Source organism: Halomonas salsilacus, from assembly GCF_051216275.1.
GTDB lineage: Bacteria > Pseudomonadota > Gammaproteobacteria > Pseudomonadales > Halomonadaceae > Halomonas.
Map to the genome: position 1 here is coordinate 1 of NZ_JBPKAQ010000003.1, position 24960 is coordinate 24960.

Here is a 24960-nt window from a genome sequence, read left to right on the forward strand (position 1 = left end):
ACGCTTGGCGAGGATGACGACCTCTACACGCTGCTGCCCTGGCGCTGGAAAGATACTCTACCGGCCTGATTCAGGCCGGAACAGATGGGGTTAGTGGACCGTTTACGTATCGCCTGGGCGTGCTCAGCCGACGCCTTCCCATACCCGTTCGGGCTTCCGGCTGGCGTCATGCGCGGGCTGGCGGCTGCGTGTCGCCGGCCTTTCCAGGTCCAGCTCCAGGGTGGGCATGGCCTCGCTGGTCGTCGGCTGGTCGGCGTCGCGCTGCACTGCCCACATCAGGTCGACGATCTCGCCCTGGGGGGCGTAGCTGATGGGGGCCGAGAGCAGCAGCTCGCGAATGGCGGGGTAGTCGAAGCGTTCGCAGGCATTCAGCAGGGCATCCAGCAGCCGACGCATCTCCGGCCAGGGCAGCATCACTTCGCTGGCGGTCATGATCCGCGGGTGCCGGGTCTGCTCCACGCGCTCGCCGATCAAAAGCTCCTCGTAAAGCTTCTCGCCCGGGCGCAGGCCGGTGAAGACGATATCGATATCCCCCTTGCCGTCGTCCCGGTCCAGGCTCGGCTCCAGGCCCGAGAGGCGCACCATGTGCGCCGCCAGCTCGGCGATCTTCACCGGTTCGCCCATGTCCAGCACGAACACATCGCCGCCGCGGGCCATGGCCCCGGCCTGAATCACCAGCTGCGCCGCCTCGGGAATGGTCATGAAGTAGCGGGTGATGTCGCGGTGGGTCACGGTGATCGGCCCGCCCTGCTCGATCTGGCGGCGGAACAGCGGGACCACCGAGCCGCTGGAGCCCAGCACATTGCCGAAGCGCACCATCGAGAAGCGCGTCTCTGCCTGGCGTTCGCCCAGCGCCTGGCACACCAGCTCGGCCAGGCGCTTGCTCGCCCCCATCACGTTGGTCGGGCGAACTGCCTTGTCCGTGGAGACCAGCACGAAGCTCTCCACCGCACTGGCAATCGCCGCCTCGGCGCAGGACAGGGTGCCCATCACGTTGTTGCGCAGCCCCTCCACCACGTTGTGCTCGACCATCGGCACATGCTTGTAGGCGGCGGCGTGGTAGACCGTCTGTACGCCGAAGCGGGTCATCACCTCTTCCAGGCGGCGGCGATGCTGCACCGACCCCAGCAGCGCCTTCACCGGCACGCCCAGCCCATGGCGGGCGGCCTCCTGAATCAGCTCCTGCTCGATGCGGTAAAGCGAGAACTCGGAGATCTCGAGCAGCAGCAACTGCTTCGGCGCCTGCAGCAGGATCTGCCGGCACAGCTCGCTACCGATCGAGCCGCCCGCGCCGGTCACCATCACCACCTTGCCGGTGAGGGTAGCGCCCATCAGCGATTCGGTGGGCGGAATGGGGTCGCGCCCGAGCAGATCCTCCACCGCCACGTCGCGGATCTCGGTCACCTGGGCCTTGCCCGAGACCATATCGGCCATGCCGGGGATGCTCTGCACCGGCACCGCCAGCGGCTCCAGCGCGGTCAGGATCTCCCGCCGGCGCGCCCGGCTCGCGCTGGGAATGGCGAGCAGCACCTTGTTGATGCCGTAATCCTCAATCAGTCGCGGGATCTCGGCGGGGGGATAGACCTTGACCCCCTGGATATAGGCATCGTGCAGATGGGGGGCGTCGTCGATGAAGGCGACCGGCTCGTGCTCCTGCCCATGGCGCAGCGACACCACCAGCTGGCGGCCCGCGGCACCGGCCCCGTAGACCACCACCCTCGTCTTGTGGCGCATCTGCCCCTTGAGATAGACCGCCCGCAGGGCGAAGCGCACCCCGCCGATGGTCAGCAGTGCCAGCATGGCGTAGATGAACGGCACCGAGCGCGGCACCGGCAGCTCGAACAGGTAGTTCACCACCACCAGCGTCAATGCCGAGGCAAGCACCCCCGCCAGCACCGCCTTCACGGCCTTCATGCTCATGTAGCGGATCACCGCCCGGTAGAAGCCCAGGCGCATGAAGATGAACAGGCTCACCGGGATCATCACCGGCAGCACCGTCCACACCTTGGGGTCACTGGCGAAGGCCCAGCTATCCAACCGCAGCAGCATCGCCAAGGAAAAGCTGACGATGATCAGCGCCACGTCGGCCACCAGCTGTATCAGGCGCTTGCGCCTGCGTGGCAGACCGAACAGGGGTCTCATCAATTTGATCAACACAGCGAGGTACCTCTCATCCCTTAGAGGGCGATGCTTACCGCCAAACACGATCGAGACTGAGCCAGAGTGAGACTGAGCCAGAGTAAAATGCAGGTTAAAAAAACCCGATTACCGTTTCGAGGCAATTATGACAGTGTTGAATGACAGGGGATGTAGGAAATCGCCTACAGTCCAGTGTGGTTAACGCTCCCAGCGCAGTGCCAGCTGCCCCATCCATTCGTAGAAGGCCCGCTCAGTCTTGCGCAGCTCACTGGCGGAGGGCACCAGATACCGAAGGCCCACCCCATCCCCACGATTGGCCAGGTAGTGGGTCGGCGCGGCCAGCGGCGCCAGGCCCGCGGCCTCGAAGTGGCGCATGGCGCGGGGCATATGCGAGGCCGAGGTCACCAGCAGCACCCGGGCGCCCTCCCCCAGTGCCTCGCGCACCGCCGCGGCCTCCTGGCCGGTATCGGTGGGCGTATCCAGGGCAACGATGCGTTCGTCTGGCACCCCCAGCGCTTCGGCGGCCTGGGCGTAGCCGAGGGCCACCGGCGGCCGGGTGGCATCGCGGCTCCCCCCGCTCACCAGCAGCGGCAGCTCGGGCCGCAGCCGCCACAGCCGCACGCCTTCCATCAGCCGCGGCACCGAGGCATCGCTGAGCTGTGCGGTGATCGACCAGGGGCGCTCGGGATCCCAGTCGGCTCCCAGCACCAAAACCCCCTGGAGGCTCTCATCGTCGGGCCACTCGATCACCGCCGGGTAGCGCGCCTCCAGCGGGCCGAGCAGGCGATCGGCCACCGGCGCCCAGCTGGCCAGGCCCAGCAGTACGATGGCCATGCCGATCAGCGTCTGCCCCGGCCGGCGCCAACCCACCACCGAGAGCCCCAGGCCCAGCACCAGCAGCACGCCGAGCACCGGCATGGGCATCAGCAGCCCAGCGGCCAGCGATTTCAGCGCCTCATACATGGCCGGCACCTATGTCACGTGCCAACACCTCACTCATCGTCGGAATCTCGGGTGTCAGGCGTTTTCACCGCATCCTGCTCGCTCAGCTGGCGCGGCAAGAACGGCACCGGCTGGGACGAGGACGTGCCGAGCCGGCGATAGCTGGTGACACGCCGTTCTGTGCACTCGGCCATCACCTCGAGAAGCACCTGGCATGTTTTGGCAATCTCGGCCTCGGTCAGCGTGGGGTGGCACAGGAACATCAGGCTGGTCTCACCCAGCTCGCGGGCCACCAGCATCGGGTTCTTCGGGCGCCAGCCGGTGCCCTCGAAGGCCTTCTCGCGATACACCTCAGAACAGGAACCGGAGAAGCAGGGTACGCCACGGGCGACGATCTCGCTCAGGATGCGGTCGCGGTTCCAGCCCTCCTGCAGCCGATCCGGATCGACGAACACATAGCACTTGTAGGCCGCATGCTCGATATGCTCGGGCACCTTGGGTACCCGCAGGGCCGGGCTCTCGCTGGCCGCCTGCCAGATGCGCTGGGCATTGGCACGGCGTGTGGCGGCCCACTCGTGCATGCGCCCAAGCTGGATGCGCCCAATGGCCGCCTGCATCTCGGTGAGCCGCCAGTTGGTGCCGAAGCTCTCGTGCAGCCAGCGGAAACCGGGCGCATGCTCTCGCTCGTAGACCGCCTCCCAGCTCTTGCCGTGGTCCTTGTAGGCCCACATGCGCTTCCACAGCTCACGGTTCCGGGTGGTCACCATGCCCCCTTCCCCGCCGGTGGACATGATCTTGTCCTGGCAGAACGACCAGCAGCCCACATGGCCCAGGCCCCCGACACTCCAGCCGTGGTAACGGGCACCATGGGCCTGGGCGCAATCCTCGATCACGTAGAGGCCGTGGCGCTCGGCCAGGGCCATCAGTGCATCCATCTCGCAGGGCCAACCGGCCAAGTGAACGGCCAGAATGGCCTTGGTGCGCGGGGTGATCTTCACCGCCACCGTGGCCGCGGTGATGTTCTGGGTGTCACGATCGACATCGGCGAAGACCGGCACCGCGCCAGCGGTCGCAATGCTCGAGGCCGAGGCCAGGAAAGTGCGGGAGGTCACGATCACCTCGTCGCGGCCCCGGCCCTCCCCTTCGCCGATGCCCAGCCCCTTCAGGGCAAGGTCCAGCGCCGTGGTGCCGTTGGAAACGGCGATGGCATGTTCGCACTCGGCGAAACGCGCAAACTCGCGTTCGAACTCCCGGCCTTCCTGGCCAGTCCAGTAGTTCACCTGATTGGAAGCCAGCACGCGCTGTACCGCCTCGGCCTCTTCCTCGGTGAAGCAAGGCCAGGGGGAAAAGGGTCCGTTAAGCATTACAAGGCCTCTATATTTTTCAAGTGGCGAGCAGGGCTGCCAACTACAAGGGTATTGTCGGGCACATCTTTCAAAACAATACTTCCCATCCCCACCATTGCCCCCCTGCCGACACGTACATTTTGCCGAATGGCTGAGGCAGCACCTACTTCTGAACCCTGATGAAGATGGACAAATCCGCTTAACATTACCTTAGGTGCTATTGTGGAGAACGCTTCCACAACCACATCATGACCAACACTGCACAGTTTATTTACGATGCAGTGCTCACCAATGGAGACGGCGGCGGTGATCACGGAACCCGCACAAATCACGGTTCCTTGCCCCAGCTGAGTAAACTCAAGTTCCACAGACGCCTGCGGATCGACTAAAGTCGCAAACTGCGGCGAACCATCATGGCGCATTTCAGTAACAATTTTTTTTCGGATTCGGGGTGACGCAATAGCAATGATGAAATTTGAAGCAGCATATTCAGGCCACGATGCAACACTTCCCAAAACTGGGTACGTGTAAAACTTTTCACTCTTCAAGACAGGGTCATCATCAAGAAACCCTTTAACGGTTATCCCAAGGCGCCTAGCTAACCAGGCAACCTCCTTTCCAAAACCGCTAGCCCCGATGATGACGAGTTCACGAGCGTTCGCCATTCCCTTCCCCTTTATACTTGGGCATTGTGACACCTTCACTGGTATTTATGCCTTCACGAACAAACACTTTTCTTAATGTCATGAATAGGATTTTCAAATCGAGAAGAAAAGACTTATTTTCAACATACCAGATGTCGTAATTAAATTTTTCTTCCCACGAAATGGCGTTTCGACCGTTAACCTGCGCCCAGCCAGTCACTCCGGGACGGACCTCATGGCGGCGAGCCTGTTGCTCCGAATAAAGCGGAAGATACTCCATCAATAGCGGTCTAGGCCCCACCAAGCTCATATCACCTTTCAGTACGTTCCATAACTCCGGCAACTCATCAAGGCTGCTAGACCTAAGTAGTTGACCAAACCGTGTCATGCGTTGTTCATTGGGAAGCGGCTGGCCATGTTCATCATAGGCATCCAACATGCTGCGAAACTTGATCATCTCGAAGGGCTTTCCATCAAGCCCAGGGCGTGTTTGACGAAAGAAAACTGGTGAACCTAATTTCAAAAGGATCAAGATAGCCAGCACTAGAATAACAGGTGACAAAAGTAATAAACCGAAGAAAGAAGCAGAAAAATCAAATAAGCGTTTTAACATTCCAATGACAGCCATCAGAGTTGGTGAAAATTGACTGAGTTGCTGTAGGAAAAATCACTCTACAACTTCAGTAGTTCGGTTAGCGTTTGATGCTTCGTTCTGAATACACTGGTTGTTCGTGTTTAAGTTATCTATCCCCATCGACTTCAGCATTACTTCGTTAACCTTGTGCACGTCATACTTGTCTTCAGCGATTTCACGTGATCGCTGCCCCATACGGGGAATCAAACTTGGTTCGTCTATAAGGCGAAGCATGGCTTGGGAGAGTTCATCCACAGCCTTAATGGGTACCAAGTATCCATTTTCACCGTCGACAACAGTTTCCCGGCAGCCGGGCGCATCGGTTGTGATGATCGGACGGCCAATTGCCATGGCTTCCAGCACGGTGCGTGGAGTACCTTCCCGATAACTCGGCAGCACATAAACACTTGCATCATAAATGGCTGGACGCACATCATCGAGCCACCCCAGATAATTCACATCGCCTGAGGCTATCCAAGTGTCTAGTTCTTCTTGATGTATCGAATCGGGATTATCATCGATATCACCTACTAGCCTAAACTCTGCCTGCGGGTGAGTTTTTCGGACGGCCTTGGCCGCCTGAACATATTCGCGCACTCCCTTGTCACCTAACAGGCGTGCGATCAGCAGAAATACTGTAGATGAGGACGGCGCCGGTGATGTCTGAAAATGTGCTGTATCGATACCTGAGCCATTCACCACCTTAGATACCACCGAACCAGAGAGCAGGCCCATTTCATGGAACAGCGCTTGATCATCCGGGTTCTGAAAGAACACAAGGTGGGTTTTACTCAACGCCTGGGAATAAAGATGACGAACCAGTTTCTGAACGTAAGCACGTTTGCCAGTTGAACGACCTGTAAACGCATAGCCAAGACCTGTGATCAAGGCAAAGCGATTTGGAACTCGCGCCAGCCACGCTGAAAGTGTGCCGTAAATCACTGGTTTTATAGTGTATCCCAATACCGCATCTGGCTTCACTTCACGAAATAATCGATACAAATCACGCATCGCCATTAAGTCATGAAATGGATTTAACCCAGTACGCTGCATTGAAATGCTATGTGTGATTACCCCCCACCCCTGAAGCTTTTCGACCACAACTTGATCGTCCTGCAATTCCGGCGCAACGGCATGAACTTCTAAACCTGCTTGACGCAGTGCACGCACTAGCGGTCCACGAAAATTGACCAGGGAGCGAGAAAGACCCGCCACCACCACGATTCGGCGTATCAGAGGCTTGGTATCTAAAGGAGTCATAATAATCCTTCGAAGGTACAGGGCATATCGGTAAGTAGCGTATCAGCAGGTACACCTACTTGGACTTCAAAGCCAGCTTCAAAGGCGAAGATCGACATCCCGCTTGGGCAGCACATACTTCAGGTCATACAGCACGTGCTCGGGCTTGCCCCAGGCGCGAATGCCCTCCACGCCTAGCTCGCGGAACTCACGATGAGCAACCGCGAGGATGATGGCGTCGTAGGCGCCGGCCTCGGGGGCCTCCACCGGGCTGATGCCGTACTCCTGCTCGGCTTCGGCCTTGTTCACCTGGGGGTCGAACACATCCACCGCCACGCCGTAGTCGGCCAGCTCGGCGAGGATATCCACTACCCGGGTGTTGCGCAGATCCGGGCAGTTCTCCTTGAAGGTCAGGCCCATTACCAGCACCCGCGCGCCTTCCACGTGAATGCGCCGCTTGATCATCTGCTTGATCAGCTGGCTGGCCACATAGGCGCCCATGTTGTCGTTGATGCGCCGGCCAGCGAGGATCATCTCGGGGTGGTAGCCCACCTGCTCGGCCTTGTGAGTCAGGTAGTAGGGGTCCACGCCGATGCAGTGGCCGCCCACCAGGCCCGGGCGGAACGGCAGGAAATTCCACTTGGTGCCGGCAGCCTCCAGCACTTCTTCGGTGTCGATCCCCAGGCGGTTGAAGATCACCGCCAGCTCGTTGATCAGGGCGATGTTGATATCGCGCTGGGTGTTCTCGATTACCTTGGCGGCTTCGGCTACGGCGATAGAACTAGCCTTGTGGGTACCGGCGGTGATCACCCGATGGTAGAGCGCATCGACGAACTCCGCGATCTCTGGTGTGGAGCCTGAAGTCACCTTCCTGATGGTGGTGACCCGGTGTTCCTTGTCGCCCGGGTTGATGCGCTCCGGGCTATAGCCGGCGAAAAAGTCACGGTTGTACACCAGTCCCGAGATCCGCTCGATTACGGGAATGCAATCCTCTTCCGTGGCACCGGGGTAGACGGTGGACTCGTAGATCACCACATCGCCCTTGGCCACCACCTGGCCTAGGGTTTCGCTAGCCTTGATCAGCGGCGTCAGATCCGGCCGGCGGCTCGAATCGATAGGCGTGGGCACCGTAATGATATAGACGTTGCAGTCCCGCAACTCATCCAGGTCGCTTGAAAAACTCAGCTGGTTCGCCTCGCCGAGCAGTTCGGGCTCCACTTCCAAGGTATGATCGATTCCGTCACGCAATTCACCGATGCGCCGTGAATTGATATCGAAGCCCACTGTAGGCATCTTTTTGCCGAACTCCACCGCCAGGGGCAGCCCGACATAGCCTAGGCCGATTACCCCTAGGCGCACATTTTCAACCTCAAACACTGACCAACTCCTTAACAGTGGAAGGTAATACAAGATTAATATGAATGAGCCTTGCTAGCAAAGCGAAGGTTGGTTCATCGGCAATAAATAGCGTTGCGCATGGAACTTGAAAACGACCAACCTAAAAAAATTTATAACAATTCAGCGAGAGGTTAATGAAAAGCGAACTCTCGGCAAAAATGGCGATACCAGTGCGAGCGCCATGACAACAAACTTGGTACGGTGACGAATACCAGTCCCAAAGTTACTCGTTCCATATGCAAAGGCCACGATGGTAATTAAGCAGGATATCAGGATAGCGAAGGCAGCGGGGTTAGACTTAATAGCTGCACGATGCTTCCAAATAAGGAAGATTATTAACCACCACAGCATGGCATCCAGCAGTAACAACGCATGTCCGAAGCTCCTCACATCCCAAGGAAATGGTTTTGCCAACAAGAAAAATGATTTGATAGGTGCCTGCCAGACTACATCATGAATACCTGATGGCGTCATGCCAACTAGGTAAGCTGTATTAGCTTGCTGTCGATTCGCCTCAAGCTGTGCAAGGTACTCAACGCTGAGCTTACCCTGCTGGATGTCAGAGAGCTTTCCAAAATCCATTGTGGTGATAATCACTGCAAAAACCGCGGCAAATGCAACGCCAGCTAAAATCTTGGTGACGCCTTTTATTTTCGAACTTCCAAAAATCATGAAGAGTGGCAGACCAGCAGCATATAGGATTATACCGCCGTGAAAAAATGAAGAAATCAGAACCAAAACAAAAAAGCAAGCAGCAGAATAAACACTTGAATTTTTCGCAAACTTGGCTAAATAAATAGAGGCTGCAATCACAAATATTGTAATATAATTTTCTCTCAATACAACAGCAGAGTGAATATTCAGGACTGGGTGAAGAGCCACAATCACTGCAAACAATTTATTAAATCCACTTCTCCCCCAAACCTCCTTTGCCAGAACCAAAGAAAAATAAAATATTAATACACCGAGGATGCCGTTAATAAAAACCGGTATAACAATATCACGCCCCATAAAATGGTAGAAAATTGCAGTAATAGAGCTGATTAAGTAAGAGCGTGAAACATCAATGTTTGTAACTATATCAGAAAGTGATGATTGCGACCACTCCCAAGCAAATCTTTCGAAATTAACAGCATCCACTCCTGAGAATGGCAGAGCCAAATAGACACCTAGAACACACAAGGCTAACTTTAACATTACACTAAGAAGGGAAACGTATAACAACTCGTAGCGTGAAGTGAGCACACACACGAAAAAAGAGAAAAAAATAAATAAGCAGACAAAAAAAATCAGTAGCACGACTTATACCAAACTAAAATGATGGGGTAGGGAAACACATCCCTCAATATTGATGAAGCAGTTTCTCTATGGAGAACTACTTCTAAAGAAAAGCTGTTAGCCATCATTTTATGTTCTTTATCTGTTTAGCAGGAACGCCACCCCACAGTGCCCCAGCATCAATCTCTTTCGCAGTGACAACTGAACCTGCTGCAATCACACACCTCTCCCCTATCTTTGCCCCAGCAAGTAGTCTAACACCACAGCCAATCCAAACATCATCACTTATAAAAACACCTGATTTCTCTGCTTTATTATACTTTATTGGAGTTTTATCATCATGCCATGTATGATTTGAGCTTAAAATTGAAGTGGCATGAGCTATAGATACATTTGAACCAATCTCAATACCTCCATAACCATCCAAATAACAACCATCATGAACACTTACATTATTACCTATTGCTATCCCTTTGGCATTTTTAATAATAACATTGGATCCGAAGTATACGTTTTCACCACATGCCGAAAGCTCATTCTTCGCAATGCCGTACCTGATCAGCAAAAAAATCTTTTGACTAAATGGCTTGATTAAATCCCACAAAAGCCACCTGACAGCAGGTGGAATAAACTTAAATAAAATAGCAACCGAATTGATAATAACTGATTTCATGATCTCCCCCTCAATATTCGAAAAAACAACACAATCAAAGACATAATATCTGTAAATAAGTAAGACAATGCAACAGCGAAAGAAGGTGGTATGAATAATGTAAGAGAGAAAAACACGCACGCAAAAACAAGCACCTGCGCAACCCCAATCTTAGCGAGGAGACTGTCTCCGCCAGAAGCAGCGGCAATCTGATATAACACTGTCATTTTCACGACACCCACTCCCCCTGCTAATATAAAAAGAGCAACAATGCGACTTTCATCCAAGACACCTAGAAACCAACCGGATATGAAATCTGAATAATATAAGAAAAGAAGTGTAGCAAATGATATAACAACCACCTGAAGCGCTATAGCAACAAAAATCCAGCTAGGGAGCTTTCCATTTTTCGAATAGTTTTTTGTGGATTTTATATATATAACTTGATTCAAAGGTTGATTGAGACTCGGCATGCTATTCCTTAGCTTCGCCCCCAACCCAGCTTGAGCAAGCACTTTATCTGGTACTTGGGAAAAGCCACCAAGCAATGCCAATCCAAGGTTGGCGTACAGCCCATTAGAAATTGAATTTATAGCTATACCCCTTCCAACTTTTATAGCCATAAGAGCATCTTTTAAACCAACTTTTACAAGCCTTACTTTTTTTTCCTTGAGGATTGCAAACCATGATAAAAAAGCAGAAAATAAGTACGTCATGCCAACTAGGAAAGCTGCCAAATGCAAATGCTCCCCCGATGAAATAAAAACAAACAAAGCTACTAGCCCGAGCAACTTAGATGTAGCATGAAAAATAGCCACGAGCCTCATTTTTTCGATAGCTTGAAAATACCAGATAGGGAATAACACGCCACCAATAATCATAGGGAAAAATGATAGCAAAAGCCAGAAATCGACTGAGTTAGAAACTGATACAATTATTGCCAACAACAACATAACAGCGGCTAAAAGCCCTTTAGCAAAAAGAGTACTGCTGAAGACCTTATCAACTGCCTCCTTGCAACTTACGGATTTAGCTATTGACCTGCTTGCAGTAAAGTCAAAACCAAAGCTGACAAAGGAAAATGCAACCATAATTAAAGACTGGTGAAGCATAAAAACACCAGCACCCTCAACCCCAAGACCTGAAACTAAAAAGGGAATAATCAGAAGGGGATACAAAATATTAATGCCCTGAAGGGCATAAAGACTCACGACGTTTGTAAAGTTGTGCTTGGAAATATATTTCATTTTAATTATTCTTAAAACCTCTTCTATTTCATTCCTGAATTTAAGCAATAAGCGCAGCATCTGCGGTCCCAGGGCACCTGAGCATTCCCTCCAGAAAAGCTGTGTCGGAGTCTCATAGCTGCGCCATTTTCGGAGGATGTCTGTAATTCAGCTTATTGATCATCTTGCGCATCTCCGCATCGGTGACTTGGCGCAAGTCACGTACCTTCAGTACTGCCGTATCGTGCCATTGGTATTCTCGTTGGTCCCACGCTGCCCAGTGCGGCTGCTGGAGGCGTGGCTGGCGGCTTCCGGTATCTGTGAGGAGCGGCCTTTCGCAGCATCGGCCTGGGGCAAGGTGGGCGCCGGTCGCCTCACCGACAGCGTCTTTTATAGGCGCCTGATGCGGCATCTGGCGGCGGCCAACATGGCCGCTTGCAGGGAAAACGCATGAAAAGCCCTACACCGCGAGAATGTCCGCCAGATAGGTCTCATCCAGCGCAGCTTTCTTCTGCTTCCGTCGGATTCCGCCCTTGAACCGCTTCTCCCCTTTCAGGTAATTCAGCGCGATATGTCGGACCCTGGCGAGGTTTTCAGCGGCCTGACCACGGTGAATCTTGCAGGCATCTTCGCGGAGCGCCACATCAAGCGACCAGTGGAGCTTATTCTCCACATGCCAATCCTGGCGGGCCGCTTCGGCGAGCTTCTTGGCGCTCAGATCGGCAGAGCTGATGTAGTAACGGATCATCGGCGCCTCAGGTGCACCCTCGCCTTCCTGGCGAAAGCTCATTACAACACCCACCGTTTTCATCCCAGGCCATTCGTAGCTAATCTCCTGAAATTCATCGGTGATTTCGCTGACGATGTGGTAGCGCGTCTCTTGCCGCCCGCGGTTCTTCTCATCCGTGACATAGGCGTCACCCTTGAAGCTGGCTACTTTGGCCATGGGAAACGCAGCCTCAAAGGCGTCGGCTAAGGCCGGCTGGTTGTCCTTCACCGATAGCAAGTAATCAGCACCCTTCTGCAGCACCTGTGTGGCGATTTTCTTCTGACACCCCATGGCATCAATGGTCACCAGGCAGCCTTGGAGGTTCAGCAGCTTAAGCAGCTCGGGAATCGCCGTTATCTCGTTGGATTTCTCCGCCGTCTTGACCTGGCCCAGCACCACCCCATTCGCCGCGCTGAAAGCGCTGACCATGTGGATCGCACCTTTGCCCTTGCCTCGGCAGTACGAGCCACGCAGCGTCTTGCCATCAATCGCCACCACCGCACCAGCCGTGACGTCATGGCAGGCCTTCATCCACTCGGCAAACGCGCTTTGCAGCTGCTCGGCATTCACCAGGGCCATGACCCTGGCCAAGGTGTCATGACTGGGCACGCCAGCCTCAAAATCACCGTACTGGCGCAGAAAATCGAGCTTGGCGTGGCCAAAGTCTTCGATTTCGTCCCAACCCTCGGCACCACAGATCACCGCACAGACCGTCAGGAACAGGATATCCGACAGCTGATGCTGCACTTTCCACGCCTGACGGAAGTCGGGAACGATCGATAAATGGTGCATAAGAGACGGTGTCAGCATGAGTCATCCATGAGCAAAAGCCGTTAGCTGACCACATTAGCTCCTACTGGTAAAGCGCCACGAAGGCCGTCGTAGCGCGGTTTTTCATGCGTTTTCCCTGTGGCCGCTTGCGGCTTCACTCCGCATAGCTTCCATGCCGGCTTTATCACCGAGACGCACCGCCAGGGGAAGCAGGACGTCGCCATCAAGCGCATCGGCGGGCACCGCAATCAGCGTACCTTCAAGCGCTATATCCGCCATGACGATGCTTTTACCGATCACGTGGGGGATTTCTTCTCTTGAAGCCGAACCAGTAGCTCGAAAAGGCACGATACTGCCCGGGGATTGACAGGCGGCTTCCCTGGCCCTTGCGAAAGAGCAAGTTGCTGACGGTCGAATGCAACCCTTGCCAGTCAGCTAAGGGCGCTTATAGTAGCGCAAGGGTATGAAACTCCCCATGCTGACAAGGGTTGTTCCTTAAAGAAAAAGTTTGATGGGATTGCCGGTACCCGGTATCAGGAGGCCAGGCAATCAGACCCGATAGAAGTTGCGATACCAGTCGATAAAGTTGGCAACGCCTTCTTTTACCGGGGTGGCGGGCTTGTAGCCCACGGCCTTCTCGAGTTCGCTGGAGTCGGCGTAGGTGTCGGGTACGTCGCCGGGCTGCAGGGGCAGCAGGTCCTTGATCGCCTTCTTGCCCAGGGCGTCTTCGATGGCTTCGATATAGGCGCTGAGCTTCACCGGGTTGTTGTTGCCGATGTTGTAAAGCCGGTAGGGGGCGTTGCTGGTGGCCGGGTCCGGGTAGTCGCTGTTCCACTCGGGGTTGGGCTGGGCGATGGCATCGCTGGCGCGGATCACCCCTTCCACGATGTCGTCGATATAGGTGAAGTCGCGGGTGTGGTGGCCGTGGTTAAACACCGGGATCGGTTCGCCGGCCAGGGTCTTCTTGGTGAACAGGAACAGGGCCATGTCCGGCCGGCCCCAGGGGCCGTACACAGTAAAGAAGCGCAGCCCGGTGGTTGCCAGCCGGTACAGGTGGCTGTAGCTGTGGGCCATCAGCTCGTTGGCCTTCTTGGTGGCAGCATAGAACTGCAGCGGGTGGTCAACGCCCTCGTGTTCGGAGAACGGCATCTTGGTGTTGGCGCCGTAGACGCTGCTGGTACTGGCGTAGGTCAGGTGCTCCACCTTGTGGTGCCGGCAGGCCTCCAGAATGTTCGTGAAGGCCACCAGGTTGCTTTCCACATAGGCGTGGGGGTTCTCCAGCGAGTAGCGCACCCCGGCCTGGGCGGCCAGGTGGATCACCCGCTCGGGCCGGTGCTCGGCGAAGGCCTCGTTCACCGCCGCCAGGTCGGCCAGGTTGGCGCGCAGAAAGGTGTAAGCGCTTCCGGTACGCGCGGCGGTCTCTTCGAGGATCGCCAGGCGCGCTTCCTTGATGGTGGGGTCGTAGTAGTCGTTGACCACGTCGAAGCCCACCACGCTGTCGCCGCGTTCGAGAAGGCGCTTCGCCACGTGGAAGCCGATGAAGCCGGCGTTGCCGGTAACCAGGGTCGTCATGATTGCCGTCCTACGGAGTAATAGGTGAATCCTTTCTGGCGCATGCGCGCCGGCTCGAACATGTTGCTCTGTGGCTATTCCCACGACCGCTGGTTTCTGGGCAGGTCACCAGCAGGATCATGGGCCACCAGTCGATCGTTGGATCCCAATGCTTCTGTATAAAGCACCAGATTCTTACCACCCGGATTGACCAGCGATGGAAACAGGATACCGACTGCGCCGGCCTCCAGAGCGACATCGGCCAACAGCCAGCTGGGCGGCTCGATATGCTCGTGGAACAACATCCGACGCCAGTCGCAGGTCAGTTCCAGCCAGAGAGGGTCCCAGGACTGGGTATAGCCTTCGCTGAAATCCACCACCTTCCCAATCTGAAGTTCATAGCTCACCAGCAGCCCTGGAGGCATCAAAACGGAAAGTTGGCGATATTCTTCCAGAGCGGTCGTCGTATCGAGCGCGAGATAAAGCGCGGACAGGCCAGGCCGGTTCAGGCGGCCGCCATGCTCGGCGGCCCCGGCTCCACTGGTTGGGGCATAGGCCCACCGAGGAACATGCACGCGGTAGGCTGAGCCTTCTAGTTGCAACCGAAACTTCACCCTACGGCGCCGGCTTTCAATGATTGAACATAGCGAACAAGATCCCTGGTTCGCCCCTCGCTGACCAGTCGTTCCGGTGTCAGATAATCGAAGGCATCGATAGGGACATTGCGAAACCAGAACAGGGCAACACGGAAGTCTCCGTTGATATCCGTGGCGGCACGCAACACCTGCAACGCTTCGCGCAGGAAGCCCTGAAGCTTCTCGCTCCCCTGTGCACGCGACAGCGTGACCCGATGCACATGGGCATCGGAGGCAAGGGCCTGCAGATCCATGCTCAAGGCGCGGGCAAACAACCGGGGGTCGATGATCGGCTTGCCCGCCGCCGTGGCGGACTTCTGCAGATCCTGAACGAACCGCTCGTAAGTCTCGGGTGCCTGGTACTCATCCGGATCGATCAGGGCCTCGGCACTCATGGCGTTGAACCTCCCTCCAAGCAAGATCGGCCTGATGCGTCAGGCAATTGACTGCTGCATTATTGCAACATATAAGCATCATAGCCTCCCGGTGCAGAGGCGTCCATGCGCTCCTTGCCCCCGAGATCAGCCCTCTGCCCGTACTCCTAAGTTTACCGGGGTGGTGGGGAAGCCGGCGTTGCCGGTCACCAGGGTCGTCATGTTTGGCGTCCTACGGAGTAATAGGTGAATCCTTTCTGGCGCATGCGCGCCGGCTCGAACATGTTGCGGCCGTCGAACAGGGTGGCGTCGGCCAGTCGTTCCTTGATCAGCGCGAGATCCGGGGCGCGGAAGCTCTGCCACTCGGTCACGATCACCAGGGCGTCGGCACCGCGCAGCGCGGCTTCCTTGGTGCCGCACAGGCTCAGGTCGTCGCGGTGGCGAAGAGCCGCCGTAACTAATGCCGGGGTAGATGAAGTGGTAGCCGATGCGCGGGTCGGAGCCGATGCCCTGGCGCAGCTCCGATATCTGCGCCCAGGCGCTCGGCCAGGTTGGCCATCCCGTTCATGAAGCTGATCCTCGTGGCCAGCATGCAGTTGGCGGCGTACTTGGTCAGTTCGGCGCTGCGCAGCGCCTGGCTGAGCCTTAATCCTGCACTTTTGCAGAAAATGGCATTTCGCCGTATGAACTGCAAAATTGCAAAGTCGCGATGTAGATCTGCAATATCGATCTCGATAAGCTGTTGATTTTGAAGAAAGCTGACGATAATTAAGGCTGCCAATCGAGTCAGACTCAGAAAATTAGATCAACCCACGCTTTTGGACATCGGTCAACATTGCGTTGGCAAAACTAATGATTGTTTCCTGGTAGTCGTGAGCCTCATTCAATGCATCGGCCAATAACTGGGCAGACTCGATATACTCATGGATCATCTGATTACGAATCTGGCGGATTGCCAACCAGCGATCAGCGGACTCCAGCATTCCCAGCTTCTCTGCCTTGTCGAGGTTATCGACTACCGCACCCCGCTTTTCCCCAAGCGCCTGCAGCCATACAGGAAGAAGCTTATCTCCAACGGTGTCTTGCAGTCGGCAGAAACGGCTTGCAAACGCCTCGACCCTTTCAGCGAAAGCTTCATCATTGGCGAGCGTTGCTGCTCGGTCGACATCCAGTGGCTGATCAAACACGCGAGCCGAGGAAAACTGAAGGTGCTGAACTTCCTTGCTGACTACCCGGTGCAGAAAGGCAAGGCGCTCTTGATGATTATTCGTCATGAGACAGTATGACTCCCTGTTCCCGAGCGATACGATGAATCGGCAGTTCTTCGAGGTTAGGTGCCGCCAGTATTACATCCACCTTGCGGCCCTGCGTGGCGCGCATGACCTTGACGCTGAGCCAGGCCGACAGTCGCGCTGGATGCTCAACCGCTTCATCGAGCTCCACCATGAGGTCGATATCGCCGCCCTTGGCGGCGTCATCGAGGCGTGAGCCGAAGAGCCGGACAACGGCCCTTTCGCCACAGTTTTCGGTAACCACTGCCTTGATGGCATCAATGTCAGGCTGAGATAGACGCATTTTCCCTCACAGCAGCGTGCCCTTTTCCCTGGCGGTCTCGTGGATCGGAAAACGCTTCAACCCGGGAGCCTCCAGCAGAACATCGATCTTCTGCTCGCCGAGCTTCATGATGATAGCCCCTTCGAGGCGCGCACAGTCCCAGGCCGGGTTATCGACGGGCTGGGTGACCGTGACCATCAGGTCGATTTCGCCGCCCCTGGCAGCGTCGTCAACGCGCGAGCCGAAGAGCCGGACATCGGCCTCTTTGCCGAAAATCTCGGCCGTAGCTCTCTTGATGGTATCGATTTCGTGCTGATTCAGACGCATAGCTCAGTGGTTGAAGACCTCATCGAGTGTGGTGGCGATGAGGATTCTGGCTACCCAGGTATCCAGCTGTTCGTCACTGGCTTGCTTCAGGCGCTCATCGACCCAGGCGGGAAGCTCTCCAAACTTTACATATATCTGCCTTCGGAGAGCACGTCTTACCCCCTGCTTGATGCCGCTATCTATCCATTGTTCCATGAGGGTTTTACGAGTCGGTGCATATTCGTATTCATCTTCAAGCAGGTCCTCCATCGTCTCGGCAAAAAGCATCTCATAAAGCCATTGCGAAATCTGTAAATCGCTCGCAATGTCTAACTTCCTGATGGCCCACTCAGACAAACAACCAAATCGATCAACCAGTGTTTTTCTCAGGAGATGGCGCGCACCCTCTCGCCAGATTTTTTCTGCCCATTTTTCCAATCTATCTGCTGACTGTTCAGATAGCTCCCCACTGATGTCAGGATTGTCACGCAGCGCCTGCACCTCTGCCAACGGCAACCCACACACCTGAGCAATCTCTTTTTCACCCCAAGTGCCGGCTTTCAGTTGCGCTACTGCCAGTTTCCTAGCAGCTCCTAATCTTCCTTGCAGCCATCCTATCAGCCATTCCCTATGCTGAAACCTGATTGGTTCATGCATGACCTTCTGAATTATTGTTGGGAATTGATCTGACATTCAGCGCCCCCTTCTTACGCAGAAAGCCTGGGCAACGTGGAAAGATTTAGAATAATTCAGTCAGCGCTCTAGCTCATGCCGCAAAGCGGCGATTTCGGCCTGCGGTAGACCGGTGGCGTGGGCGATGGTGGCGTCGTCCAACTTGGTCGTCTTAATCAGGTTGCAGGCGGTTTCGCGCCGGGCCTTTTGCTCTCCCAAAGATATGCCTTCCTGATGGCCTTCCTGATGGCCTTCCTGATGGCCTTCCTGATGGCCTTGCTGATGGCCTTGCTGCCAGGCTTGCTGACGTTCTTTCTTCGCCCAATTCTCGAGGTTTTCTGCCAACATCTCTTTATCCTCCACCACGCTGTTGAGCCGATCCAGGTTGAACCCAGTACCCAGCCACTGAAGATGTCGCTTCAGCCAACGGGTCACGATCTCGTCGGTACGCCGCTTGTTCGGATCGGCCTGGATGATGGCCACGATGCGATCTACCGCGCGCTGCAGCGCCTGCCGGTCCCCCGTGGCGTTCTCGATGCCGAACACGCCGCTAAGCGGCGTGGGGCGCTCGGCCAACTCCTCATCAGTATAGCGACCCTCGTCGACCAGATAGTAGCGCAGGTGCGGCTGATAGACCCGCAGGAAGGCCGGCGGTTCTGGCTGCACCATCTCGTAGACATCCTGAGGTGCCGTCCAGCGGCGTGAGCCGTTGTAGACCACCACCGGAAACACCGGCGGCAGGCCTTGGCTAGGTGTGATGGTCTTCTCTTTCAATAGCTCGCTGTAGAAACAGGCAGCATAGTGCAACAGACGAATCGGCATCGTGCGATCTACAGACGATTGAAATTCCAGAAGAATGTAGAGAAACACCCGCTGCGTCAATCCCTGCCAGGTTACCTCGACCGACCACACCACGTCTTCGATCTTTTCCTCGAACAGCGGCGTGATGTAGTGGCCGTTATGCTTCTTGAGAGTCGAGAAATCCATGAGCTCAGCGATCTCAGCCGGCGCAAAACCTTCGATAAGCTGCTGTACAAATTCGGGATGGCTGAAAAGCTCCCGGTATCCGGTGTCGTGATGTTGGGCCATGGCGGTTGCCCCCTCGGCGTCTATACTGGCTATCTATCCAGTATAGTCCAGCTCGACAGGAGCGGGGGTGCCATGAGCCGTGATATTCGCAACGGGCAGCTGATCGAGCCCGATGAGGCGGTGGTGGAGTTCGAACGCCTTCCCCAGGTGGTGAAGCGCCTGTCGGCTCGGGCGCGACGCCATATCGCCAACAGCGTATCGAAGAACACCATTCGCGGCATGCGGGCCGATCTGCGCGTCTACCAGCGTGCGGGCGGCCTGCTGCCGGCGGATGAGTTCGATATCGCCAACTTTATCGCCGATCAGCGCGCCCTGGGCAAGAAGCCCGCGACCTTGGAGCGCTATCTCAACTCCCTGCACATGTGGCACCGCTACATGAACCTGCCGTCGCCGGTGAGGAGCATGCCGGTGCGGGCGGTGATGCGCGGCATTCGCCGGGACGCCGGTACGCGCCAGAAGGAGGCGCCGCCGCTGCTGCTGGCGGACCTGCACCGCCTGCTGGATCACATCGATCGTACTGACCTGCGTGGCAAGCGCGATAGCGCGCTCTTTGCCCTCTCCTTCCACGGCGCCTTTCGGCGCAGCGAGGTGGTGGCGCTCTACCTGGAGGATATCCAGTGGGAAGCCCGGGGCATACTGGTGGGCCTGCGGCGCAGCAAGACCAACCAGGAGGGAGCCGAAGAGACCAAGGCCATCCTCCGCGCGCCTGACAGTTTTCCCTACTGCCCCGTTCGGCTGCTGGAGGCCTGGCTGGCGGCCTCGGGCATCCGCCGCGGGGCGGTGTTTCGCAGCATCAGCCTGTCCGGGAAGCTGGGTGCCGGGCGGCTGACCGGCTGCGTGGTGGCTCAGCGTCTGGCGCATCACCTGGAGGCGGCCGGCATGGCCGATCGCGGCTTCTCCCCGCACAGTTTTCGGGCCGGCTTCATCACCGAGGCGCACCGTCGCGGCAAGGCGGCGGTTGATATCAAGCGGGTCAGCGGTCACCGCGACCAGCGCACCTTCGAGCGGTATATCCGGCGTACCGATGCGTTCGAGGGCCACGCCGGGGATTTCTACCCCGGGGTAGAGGAAGCGCTGCCCTGGCTCTATTGGCGGTGATGCTGCTGGGCCTGGCCCTTGGCGCCGGGCGATGACGGCCTCCCGCGCTTGTGGCTCAGACCTTGTAGTAGTCGCGGTACCAGGCGATGAAGTTGGCCACGCCCTGCTTCACCGGGGTGGCGGGCTTGTAGCCCACGGCCTTTTCGAGCTCGCTGGAGTCGGCGTAGGTGTCGGGTACATCGCCGGGCTGCAGGGGCAGCAGGTCCTTGATCGCTTTCTTGCCCAGGGCCTCTTCGATGGCTTCGATATAGGCGCTGAGCTTCACCGGATTGTTGTTGCCGATGTTGTAGAGCCGGTACGGGGCGTTGCTGGTGGCCGGGTCCGGGCTGTCGCTGTTCCACTCGGGATTGGGCTGGGCGATGGCGTCACTGGCGCGGATCACCCCTTCCACGATGTCGTCTATATAGGTGAAGTCGCGGGTGTGGTGGCCATGGTTGAACACCGGGATGGGCTCGCCGGCCAGGGTCTTCCTGGTGAACAGGAACAGTGCCATGTCCGGGCGGCCCCAGGGGCCGTAGACGGTGAAGAAGCGCAGCCCGGTGGTGGGCAAGCGGTACAGATGGCTGTAGCTGTGCGCCATCAACTCGTTGGCCTTCTTGGTGGCGGCGTAGAACTGCAGCGGGTGGTCGACGCCCTCGTGTTCGGAGAACGGCATCTTGGTGTTGGCGCCGTAGACGCTGCTGGTGCTGGCGTAGGTCAGGTGCTCCACCTGGTGGTGCCGGCAGGCCTCCAGGATGTTCGTGAAGGCCACCAGGTTGCTTTCCACATAGGCGTGGGGGTTCTCCAGCGAGTAGCGTACACCGGCCTGGGCGGCCAGGTGGATCACCCGCTTGGGCTTGTGCTCGGCGAAGGCCTCGTTCACCGTCGCCAGGTCGGCCAGGTTGGCGCGAACGAAGGTGTAGGTGCTGCCAGTACGCTCGGCGGTCTCGTCGAGGATCGCCAGGCGCGCTTCCTTGATGGTGGGGTCGTAGTAGTCGTTGACCACGTCGAAGCCCACCACGCTGTCGCCGCGTTCGAGCAGGCGCTTCGCTACGTGGAAGCCGATAAAGCCGGCGTTGCCGGTCACCAGGGTCGTCATGATTGTCGTCCTACGGAGTAATAGGTGAAGCCTTTCTGGCGCATGCGCGCCGGCTCGAACATGTTGCGGCCGTCGAACAGGGTGGCATCGGCCAGTCGTTCCTTGATCAGCGCGAAATCCGGGGCGCGGAAGCTCTGCCACTCGGTCACGATCACCAGGGCGTCGGCGCCGCGCAGCGCGGCTTCCTTGGTGCCGCACAGGCTCAGGTCGTCGCGGTGACCGAAGAGCCGCTGGGTCTCTTCCATGGCTTCGGGGTCATAGGCCTGCACCCTGGCGCCAGCGTTCCACAGCGCTTCCATCAACACGCGGCTGGGGGCGTCGCGCATGTCGTCGGTGTTGGGCTTGAAAGATAGCCCCCACAGGGCGAAGGTCTTGCCGGCCAGCTCGCCGCCGTAATGCTGGTGGATCTTCTGGAACAGAGTGGTCTTCTGCTCGAAGTTGCGGGCCTCCACGGCCTTGAGCACCTTGGCGTCGAAATCGATGCTGTCGGCGGTGTGGATCAGCGCCTGCACGTCCTTGGGGAAGCAGGAGCCGCCGTAGCCAATGCCGGGGTAGATGAAGTGGTAGCCGATGCGCGGGTCGGAGCCGATGCCCTGGCGCACCGCTTCGATATCGGCACCCAGGCGTTCGGCCAGGTTGGCCATCTCGTTCATGAAGCTGATCTTGGTGGCCAGCATGCAGTTGGCGGCGTACTTGGTCAGCTCGGCGCTGCGCACGTCCATGACGATGACCTTGTCATGGTTGCGGTTGAAGGGCGCGTAGAGCTCGCGCAGCACGTCGATGCTCTCTTCACTCTCGGTGCCGATGATGATGCGGTCGGGGCGCTGGCAATCGGCCACCGCGCTGCCTTCCTTGAGAAACTCCGGGTTGGAGACCACGTCGAAGGTCAGGTCCGCCCTGCCCCGCCCTTCCAGCACCTGGGCGATGTGCTCGGTTACCCGGTCGGCGGTGCCCACCGGCACGGTGGATTTATCCACGACGATGCGATGGGCCGTCATGTGCTCGGCGATGGTGCCGGCAACAGCCAGCACGTACTGCAGATCGGCGCTGCCGTCTTCGTCCGGCGGGGTGCCCACGGCGATGAACTGCACGTCGCCATGGGCCACACCCGCGGCGGCGTCGGTGGTGAACTGGAGCCGCCCGGCGGCGGTGTTCTCCTTCACCAGGGTTTCCAAGCCGGGCTCAAAGATGGGGATATGGCCCTGGTTGAGCCGTTCGATCTTGTCGGCGTCCACATCCACGCAGATCACGTGGTGACCCACATCGGCCAGGATGGTGCCTTGTACCAGGCCAACGTAGCCGGTGCCGAAGACGGTGACGTTCATTGATTCTCCTCCGTGAGGGGGGGGTAAGGGCCGAGGGGTGTAAGGGCCGAGGGCTAAGGGCCTAGGGGCCTAGGGGCCAGGAGTAAGGGCTAAGGGCCGAGGGCTAAGGGCTAAGGGCTAAGGGCTAAGGGCTGAGGGCTGAGGGCCTAGGGCCGAGGGCCCACGAGTAAGGGCCTAGGGCCTAGGGCTGAGAATCGCCAGCCGGTGCCGGGGCTCTTGCTCCTAGCAGCAAGCCCTCGGTGCTCAGGTCTTCATCCAGTTCGGGCCAGTGAATGCCATATCCCGCTCCGGCAAGCTCCCAATGTTGACGCTGCTTAGGGGTGGCATTCGCCAGGCGAGGGTACCAGGCAAGCGGGACCGAAATGGCACGGCCATCCATCAGCTCGACAGTCAGCCTTGAGTCATCAATATTGACACTCATAACTCTGAGGTCATTTTCATGGACCAAAGAATGCATTCCAAGCCTCCTGCAAGATCAGGTTATGTTCTCTTACTATACGCTGAATCTTTCCCAACTCTTTAGCTGAAAAACCAATGTTTCGAGCGATCCCGGCGTCATGCAACCACACCTTGGCTGTCGCGCTACCGTAATCTACGTGGACGTGCGGGGGCTCCCCGGGCTCATGACTATAAAAATAGAACCTGAAGCCACCTACTCGCATTACAGTGGGCATAACCCGTCATCCTTGCAGTTCACGTTCTGAAGCCGAAGGGTCGTACCGCTACTCCCCAGAAACACTCTCTATTATAGCGCTTGGGTGACCCTTATCTCGTGCCCCGCTTCGCGGGCCCAGCGGTCGATCTCGGTTTGCAGGGCCTGCTTGGCGTCGCGGTCGCCGTGCACCAGGCGTACCTCCCGGGGTGGGCGGGTCATGCCCTGCAGGAAGCGAAGCAGGTCGGCTTGATCGGCGTGGGCGGAGTAGCCGCCGATGGTGTCGACCCGGGCGCGGATGTCGAAGCGTTCGCCGTCGAGCTGCACCCAGCCGCCGCGGGGGCCGTAGCGTTGGATATCGCGCCCCGGGGTGCCGGCGGCCTGGTAGCCGATAAACAGCACGGCGTGGCGGGCATCGCAGATCATGCGCTTCAGGTAGTTGACCACCCGGCCGCCGGCGACCATGCCGCTGGCGGCGATCACCACCGCGGGGCGGCCGGTGCGCGCCAGGTAGTCCACGGTGGCCTGGTGTTCGGCGTGGCTGTCCACGGTGTAGAGGTTATCGAAAGCCAGCGGGTGGCGGCCGCTCTGCAGGCGCTGGTGGGCCTCGGCGTCCCACCAGGGCTTGAGCTCGCGGTAGACCTCGGTGAAGCGCGCCGCCAGGGGTGAATCGACGATGATCTCCAGGGCCTGCCAGCGCGGGTCCTCGGCGTCGTGGATCAGCCCTTCCAGTTCGTAGAGCAGTTCCTGGGTGCGGCCGATGCTGAAGGCCGGGATGACCACGGTGCCCTGGTTCTCCAGCGCGCGGTCGATGGCGGCCTTGAGCCGCGCCTGGCGGGTGGTGCGGTCCTCGTGGCAGCGGTCGCCGTAGGTGCTTTCCAGCACCAGCACATCGGCGTGCTCTGGCGGCTCGGGGGCCGGCAGCAGCGGCGAGTGCGGCGCGCCCAGGTCGCCGCTGAACACGGTGCGCTGGCCCGCGCCGGTGGCGTGGTCGAGGTGGTCGACCTCGACATACGCCGAGCCGAGGATATGCCCGGCGCGCTGCAGGCGCACTCGCACCCGGTGGCGCTCGTCATCGACCAGGGTGTGCCACTGCTGATAGGCCAGCGGCACCAGGCGTTCCTGCACCTCCGCCAGGAAGCGTTCGATCAGCGTGCGGTCGCGGGTGAAGCCGATCTTCAGGGCGTCTTCGATCACCAATGGCAGCAGCCGGGCCGAGGGCACCGAGCAGAGGATCGGCCCCCGGTAGCCGGCGGCCAGCAGGTAGGGCAGCCGGCCGATATGATCGATATGCACGTGGGTGACGACCAGCGCCAGCACGTCGTCCACTGGGAAGGTGACCTTATGCTGCTCGAGGGTCGACAGGGTGGTATCGGCGTCTTCGCCCTGGAAGAGCCCGCAATCGACCAGCAGGGCGCGGTCCTCAGCCAGCTGCAGGCGGTGGCAGCTGCCGGTCACGCCATCGGCGCCGCCGTGGTGGCTGATTGTTGGGAGAGCGTCAGGAGGAGCGTCAGGGTAAGCGTCCATGCTTGTTCATCCGTAGGGCTAAGGGCCTAGGGCTGAGGGCCGAGGGCTGAGGGCCGAGGGC

General features: G+C 57.9%; 26 protein-coding genes and 1 pseudogene. 1 reads left to right on the forward strand and 26 read right to left on the reverse strand.

The features are described 5' to 3' along the window. Nucleotides 1–123: 123 nt before the first annotated feature. From ACR80S_RS05535 to ACR80S_RS05635, 21 genes and pseudogenes are all read right to left on the reverse strand, one after another. Entirely contained in the window at nucleotides 124–2142 is a 2019-nt protein-coding gene (locus tag ACR80S_RS05535; protein WP_435402764.1) for a polysaccharide biosynthesis protein, read from the reverse strand. A 195-nt stretch (nucleotides 2143–2337) separates the two neighbouring features. Beyond that, complete coding sequence (locus ACR80S_RS05540) at nucleotides 2338–3102, reverse strand: ElyC/SanA/YdcF family protein (protein ID WP_435402765.1); 765 nt, start codon at nucleotides 3100–3102, stop codon at nucleotides 2338–2340. Between the two features lie 29 nt (nucleotides 3103–3131). Continuing rightward, nucleotides 3132–4445 (reverse strand): DegT/DnrJ/EryC1/StrS family aminotransferase, encoded by a 1314-nt coding sequence (locus tag ACR80S_RS05545; protein ID WP_435402766.1) that lies wholly within the window; start codon nucleotides 4443–4445, stop codon nucleotides 3132–3134. Continuing rightward, nucleotides 4445–5092, reverse strand: a complete 648-nt coding sequence (locus ACR80S_RS05550; protein WP_435402767.1) for an acetyltransferase — start codon at nucleotides 5090–5092, stop codon at nucleotides 4445–4447. Before ACR80S_RS05550 ends, ACR80S_RS05545 begins: the two co-directional genes overlap by 1 nt. Beyond that, nucleotides 5076–5684, reverse strand: a complete 609-nt coding sequence (locus tag ACR80S_RS05555; protein WP_435402768.1) for a sugar transferase — start codon at nucleotides 5682–5684, stop codon at nucleotides 5076–5078. The genes ACR80S_RS05550 and ACR80S_RS05555 overlap by 17 nt, the downstream gene beginning before the upstream one ends. A 54-nt stretch (nucleotides 5685–5738) precedes the next feature. After that, nucleotides 5739–6965: a glycosyltransferase family 4 protein gene (locus tag ACR80S_RS05560; RefSeq protein WP_435402769.1), complete on the reverse strand. Its 1227-nt coding sequence runs from the start codon at nucleotides 6963–6965 to the stop codon at nucleotides 5739–5741. 78 nt (nucleotides 6966–7043) lie between these two features. Further along, nucleotides 7044–8321, reverse strand: coding sequence for a Vi polysaccharide biosynthesis UDP-N-acetylglucosamine C-6 dehydrogenase TviB (gene tviB / locus ACR80S_RS05565; RefSeq protein WP_435402770.1), 1278 nt, complete (start codon nucleotides 8319–8321; stop codon nucleotides 7044–7046). Between the two features lie 141 nt (nucleotides 8322–8462). Beyond that, nucleotides 8463–9503, reverse strand: coding sequence for a hypothetical protein (locus tag ACR80S_RS05570; protein WP_435402771.1), 1041 nt, complete (start codon nucleotides 9501–9503; stop codon nucleotides 8463–8465). A gap of 241 nt (nucleotides 9504–9744) precedes the next feature. Then, entirely contained in the window at nucleotides 9745–10293 is a 549-nt protein-coding gene (locus ACR80S_RS05575) for an acyltransferase (RefSeq protein ID WP_435402772.1), read from the reverse strand. Continuing rightward, on the reverse strand, nucleotides 10290–11579 hold the full coding sequence (locus tag ACR80S_RS05580; RefSeq protein WP_435402773.1) for an oligosaccharide flippase family protein: 1290 nt from the start codon (nucleotides 11577–11579) through the stop codon (nucleotides 10290–10292). The genes ACR80S_RS05575 and ACR80S_RS05580 overlap by 4 nt, the downstream gene beginning before the upstream one ends. A 379-nt stretch (nucleotides 11580–11958) precedes the next feature. Next, the gene (locus tag ACR80S_RS05585; protein WP_435402774.1) at nucleotides 11959–13077 is read right to left on the reverse strand and encodes an ISAs1 family transposase; all 1119 of its coding nucleotides are present in this window, start codon (nucleotides 13075–13077) and stop codon (nucleotides 11959–11961) included. Between the two features lie 84 nt (nucleotides 13078–13161). Beyond that, nucleotides 13162–13338: a hypothetical protein gene (locus ACR80S_RS05590; protein WP_435402775.1), complete on the reverse strand. Its 177-nt coding sequence runs from the start codon at nucleotides 13336–13338 to the stop codon at nucleotides 13162–13164. Between the two features lie 249 nt (nucleotides 13339–13587). Next, complete coding sequence (locus ACR80S_RS05595) at nucleotides 13588–14610, reverse strand: NAD-dependent epimerase (RefSeq protein ID WP_435402776.1); 1023 nt, start codon at nucleotides 14608–14610, stop codon at nucleotides 13588–13590. A 74-nt stretch (nucleotides 14611–14684) separates the two neighbouring features. Further along, complete coding sequence (locus tag ACR80S_RS05600; protein WP_435402777.1) at nucleotides 14685–15203, reverse strand: RES family NAD+ phosphorylase; 519 nt, start codon at nucleotides 15201–15203, stop codon at nucleotides 14685–14687. Beyond that, nucleotides 15200–15619 (reverse strand): DUF2384 domain-containing protein, encoded by a 420-nt coding sequence (locus ACR80S_RS05605; RefSeq protein ID WP_435402778.1) that lies wholly within the window; start codon nucleotides 15617–15619, stop codon nucleotides 15200–15202. The genes ACR80S_RS05600 and ACR80S_RS05605 overlap by 4 nt, the downstream gene beginning before the upstream one ends. Before the next feature lie 197 nt (nucleotides 15620–15816). Then, a pseudogene (locus ACR80S_RS05610) lies at nucleotides 15817–16229 on the reverse strand (UDP binding domain-containing protein); the annotation flags it as partial. Between the two features lie 169 nt (nucleotides 16230–16398). Beyond that, nucleotides 16399–16872, reverse strand: coding sequence for a hypothetical protein (locus tag ACR80S_RS05615; RefSeq protein WP_435400274.1), 474 nt, complete (start codon nucleotides 16870–16872; stop codon nucleotides 16399–16401). Then, the gene (locus ACR80S_RS05620; protein WP_435400275.1) at nucleotides 16862–17173 is read right to left on the reverse strand and encodes a nucleotidyltransferase domain-containing protein; all 312 of its coding nucleotides are present in this window, start codon (nucleotides 17171–17173) and stop codon (nucleotides 16862–16864) included. The genes ACR80S_RS05615 and ACR80S_RS05620 overlap by 11 nt, the downstream gene beginning before the upstream one ends. 6 nt (nucleotides 17174–17179) lie before the next feature. Next, nucleotides 17180–17479 (reverse strand): nucleotidyltransferase domain-containing protein, encoded by a 300-nt coding sequence (locus ACR80S_RS05625; protein WP_435400276.1) that lies wholly within the window; start codon nucleotides 17477–17479, stop codon nucleotides 17180–17182. A 3-nt stretch (nucleotides 17480–17482) separates the two neighbouring features. Further along, nucleotides 17483–18151, reverse strand: a complete 669-nt coding sequence (locus tag ACR80S_RS05630; protein ID WP_435402779.1) for a hypothetical protein — start codon at nucleotides 18149–18151, stop codon at nucleotides 17483–17485. 60 nt (nucleotides 18152–18211) lie between these two features. Then, nucleotides 18212–19219 (reverse strand): Rpn family recombination-promoting nuclease/putative transposase, encoded by a 1008-nt coding sequence (locus ACR80S_RS05635; protein WP_435402780.1) that lies wholly within the window; start codon nucleotides 19217–19219, stop codon nucleotides 18212–18214. A gap of 72 nt (nucleotides 19220–19291) precedes the next feature. On the opposite strand from ACR80S_RS05635, the gene ACR80S_RS05640 reads away from it, so the two are divergent. Continuing rightward, complete coding sequence (locus ACR80S_RS05640; protein ID WP_435400279.1) at nucleotides 19292–20317, forward strand: site-specific integrase; 1026 nt, start codon at nucleotides 19292–19294, stop codon at nucleotides 20315–20317. Nucleotides 20318–20372: 55 nt separating this feature from the next. Here ACR80S_RS05640 and ACR80S_RS05645 read toward each other — a convergent pair whose 3' ends face one another. The 5 genes from ACR80S_RS05645 to ACR80S_RS05665 form a co-directional block, all read right to left on the reverse strand. Then, entirely contained in the window at nucleotides 20373–21395 is a 1023-nt protein-coding gene (locus ACR80S_RS05645) for an NAD-dependent epimerase (protein WP_435402781.1), read from the reverse strand. Then, a complete protein-coding gene (locus tag ACR80S_RS05650) occupies nucleotides 21392–22720 on the reverse strand; it encodes a UDP-glucose dehydrogenase family protein (protein WP_435402782.1) in 1329 nt (442 codons plus the stop codon). The genes ACR80S_RS05645 and ACR80S_RS05650 overlap by 4 nt, the downstream gene beginning before the upstream one ends. 181 nt (nucleotides 22721–22901) lie before the next feature. Continuing rightward, nucleotides 22902–23177, reverse strand: a complete 276-nt coding sequence (locus tag ACR80S_RS05655; RefSeq protein WP_435400282.1) for a DUF2442 domain-containing protein — start codon at nucleotides 23175–23177, stop codon at nucleotides 22902–22904. Continuing rightward, the gene (locus ACR80S_RS05660) at nucleotides 23158–23394 is read right to left on the reverse strand and encodes a DUF4160 domain-containing protein (RefSeq protein WP_435400283.1); all 237 of its coding nucleotides are present in this window, start codon (nucleotides 23392–23394) and stop codon (nucleotides 23158–23160) included. Before ACR80S_RS05660 ends, ACR80S_RS05655 begins: the two co-directional genes overlap by 20 nt. A gap of 71 nt (nucleotides 23395–23465) precedes the next feature. Further along, nucleotides 23466–24899 (reverse strand): MBL fold metallo-hydrolase RNA specificity domain-containing protein, encoded by a 1434-nt coding sequence (locus ACR80S_RS05665; RefSeq protein WP_435400284.1) that lies wholly within the window; start codon nucleotides 24897–24899, stop codon nucleotides 23466–23468. Nucleotides 24900–24960: the final 61 nt, after the last annotated feature.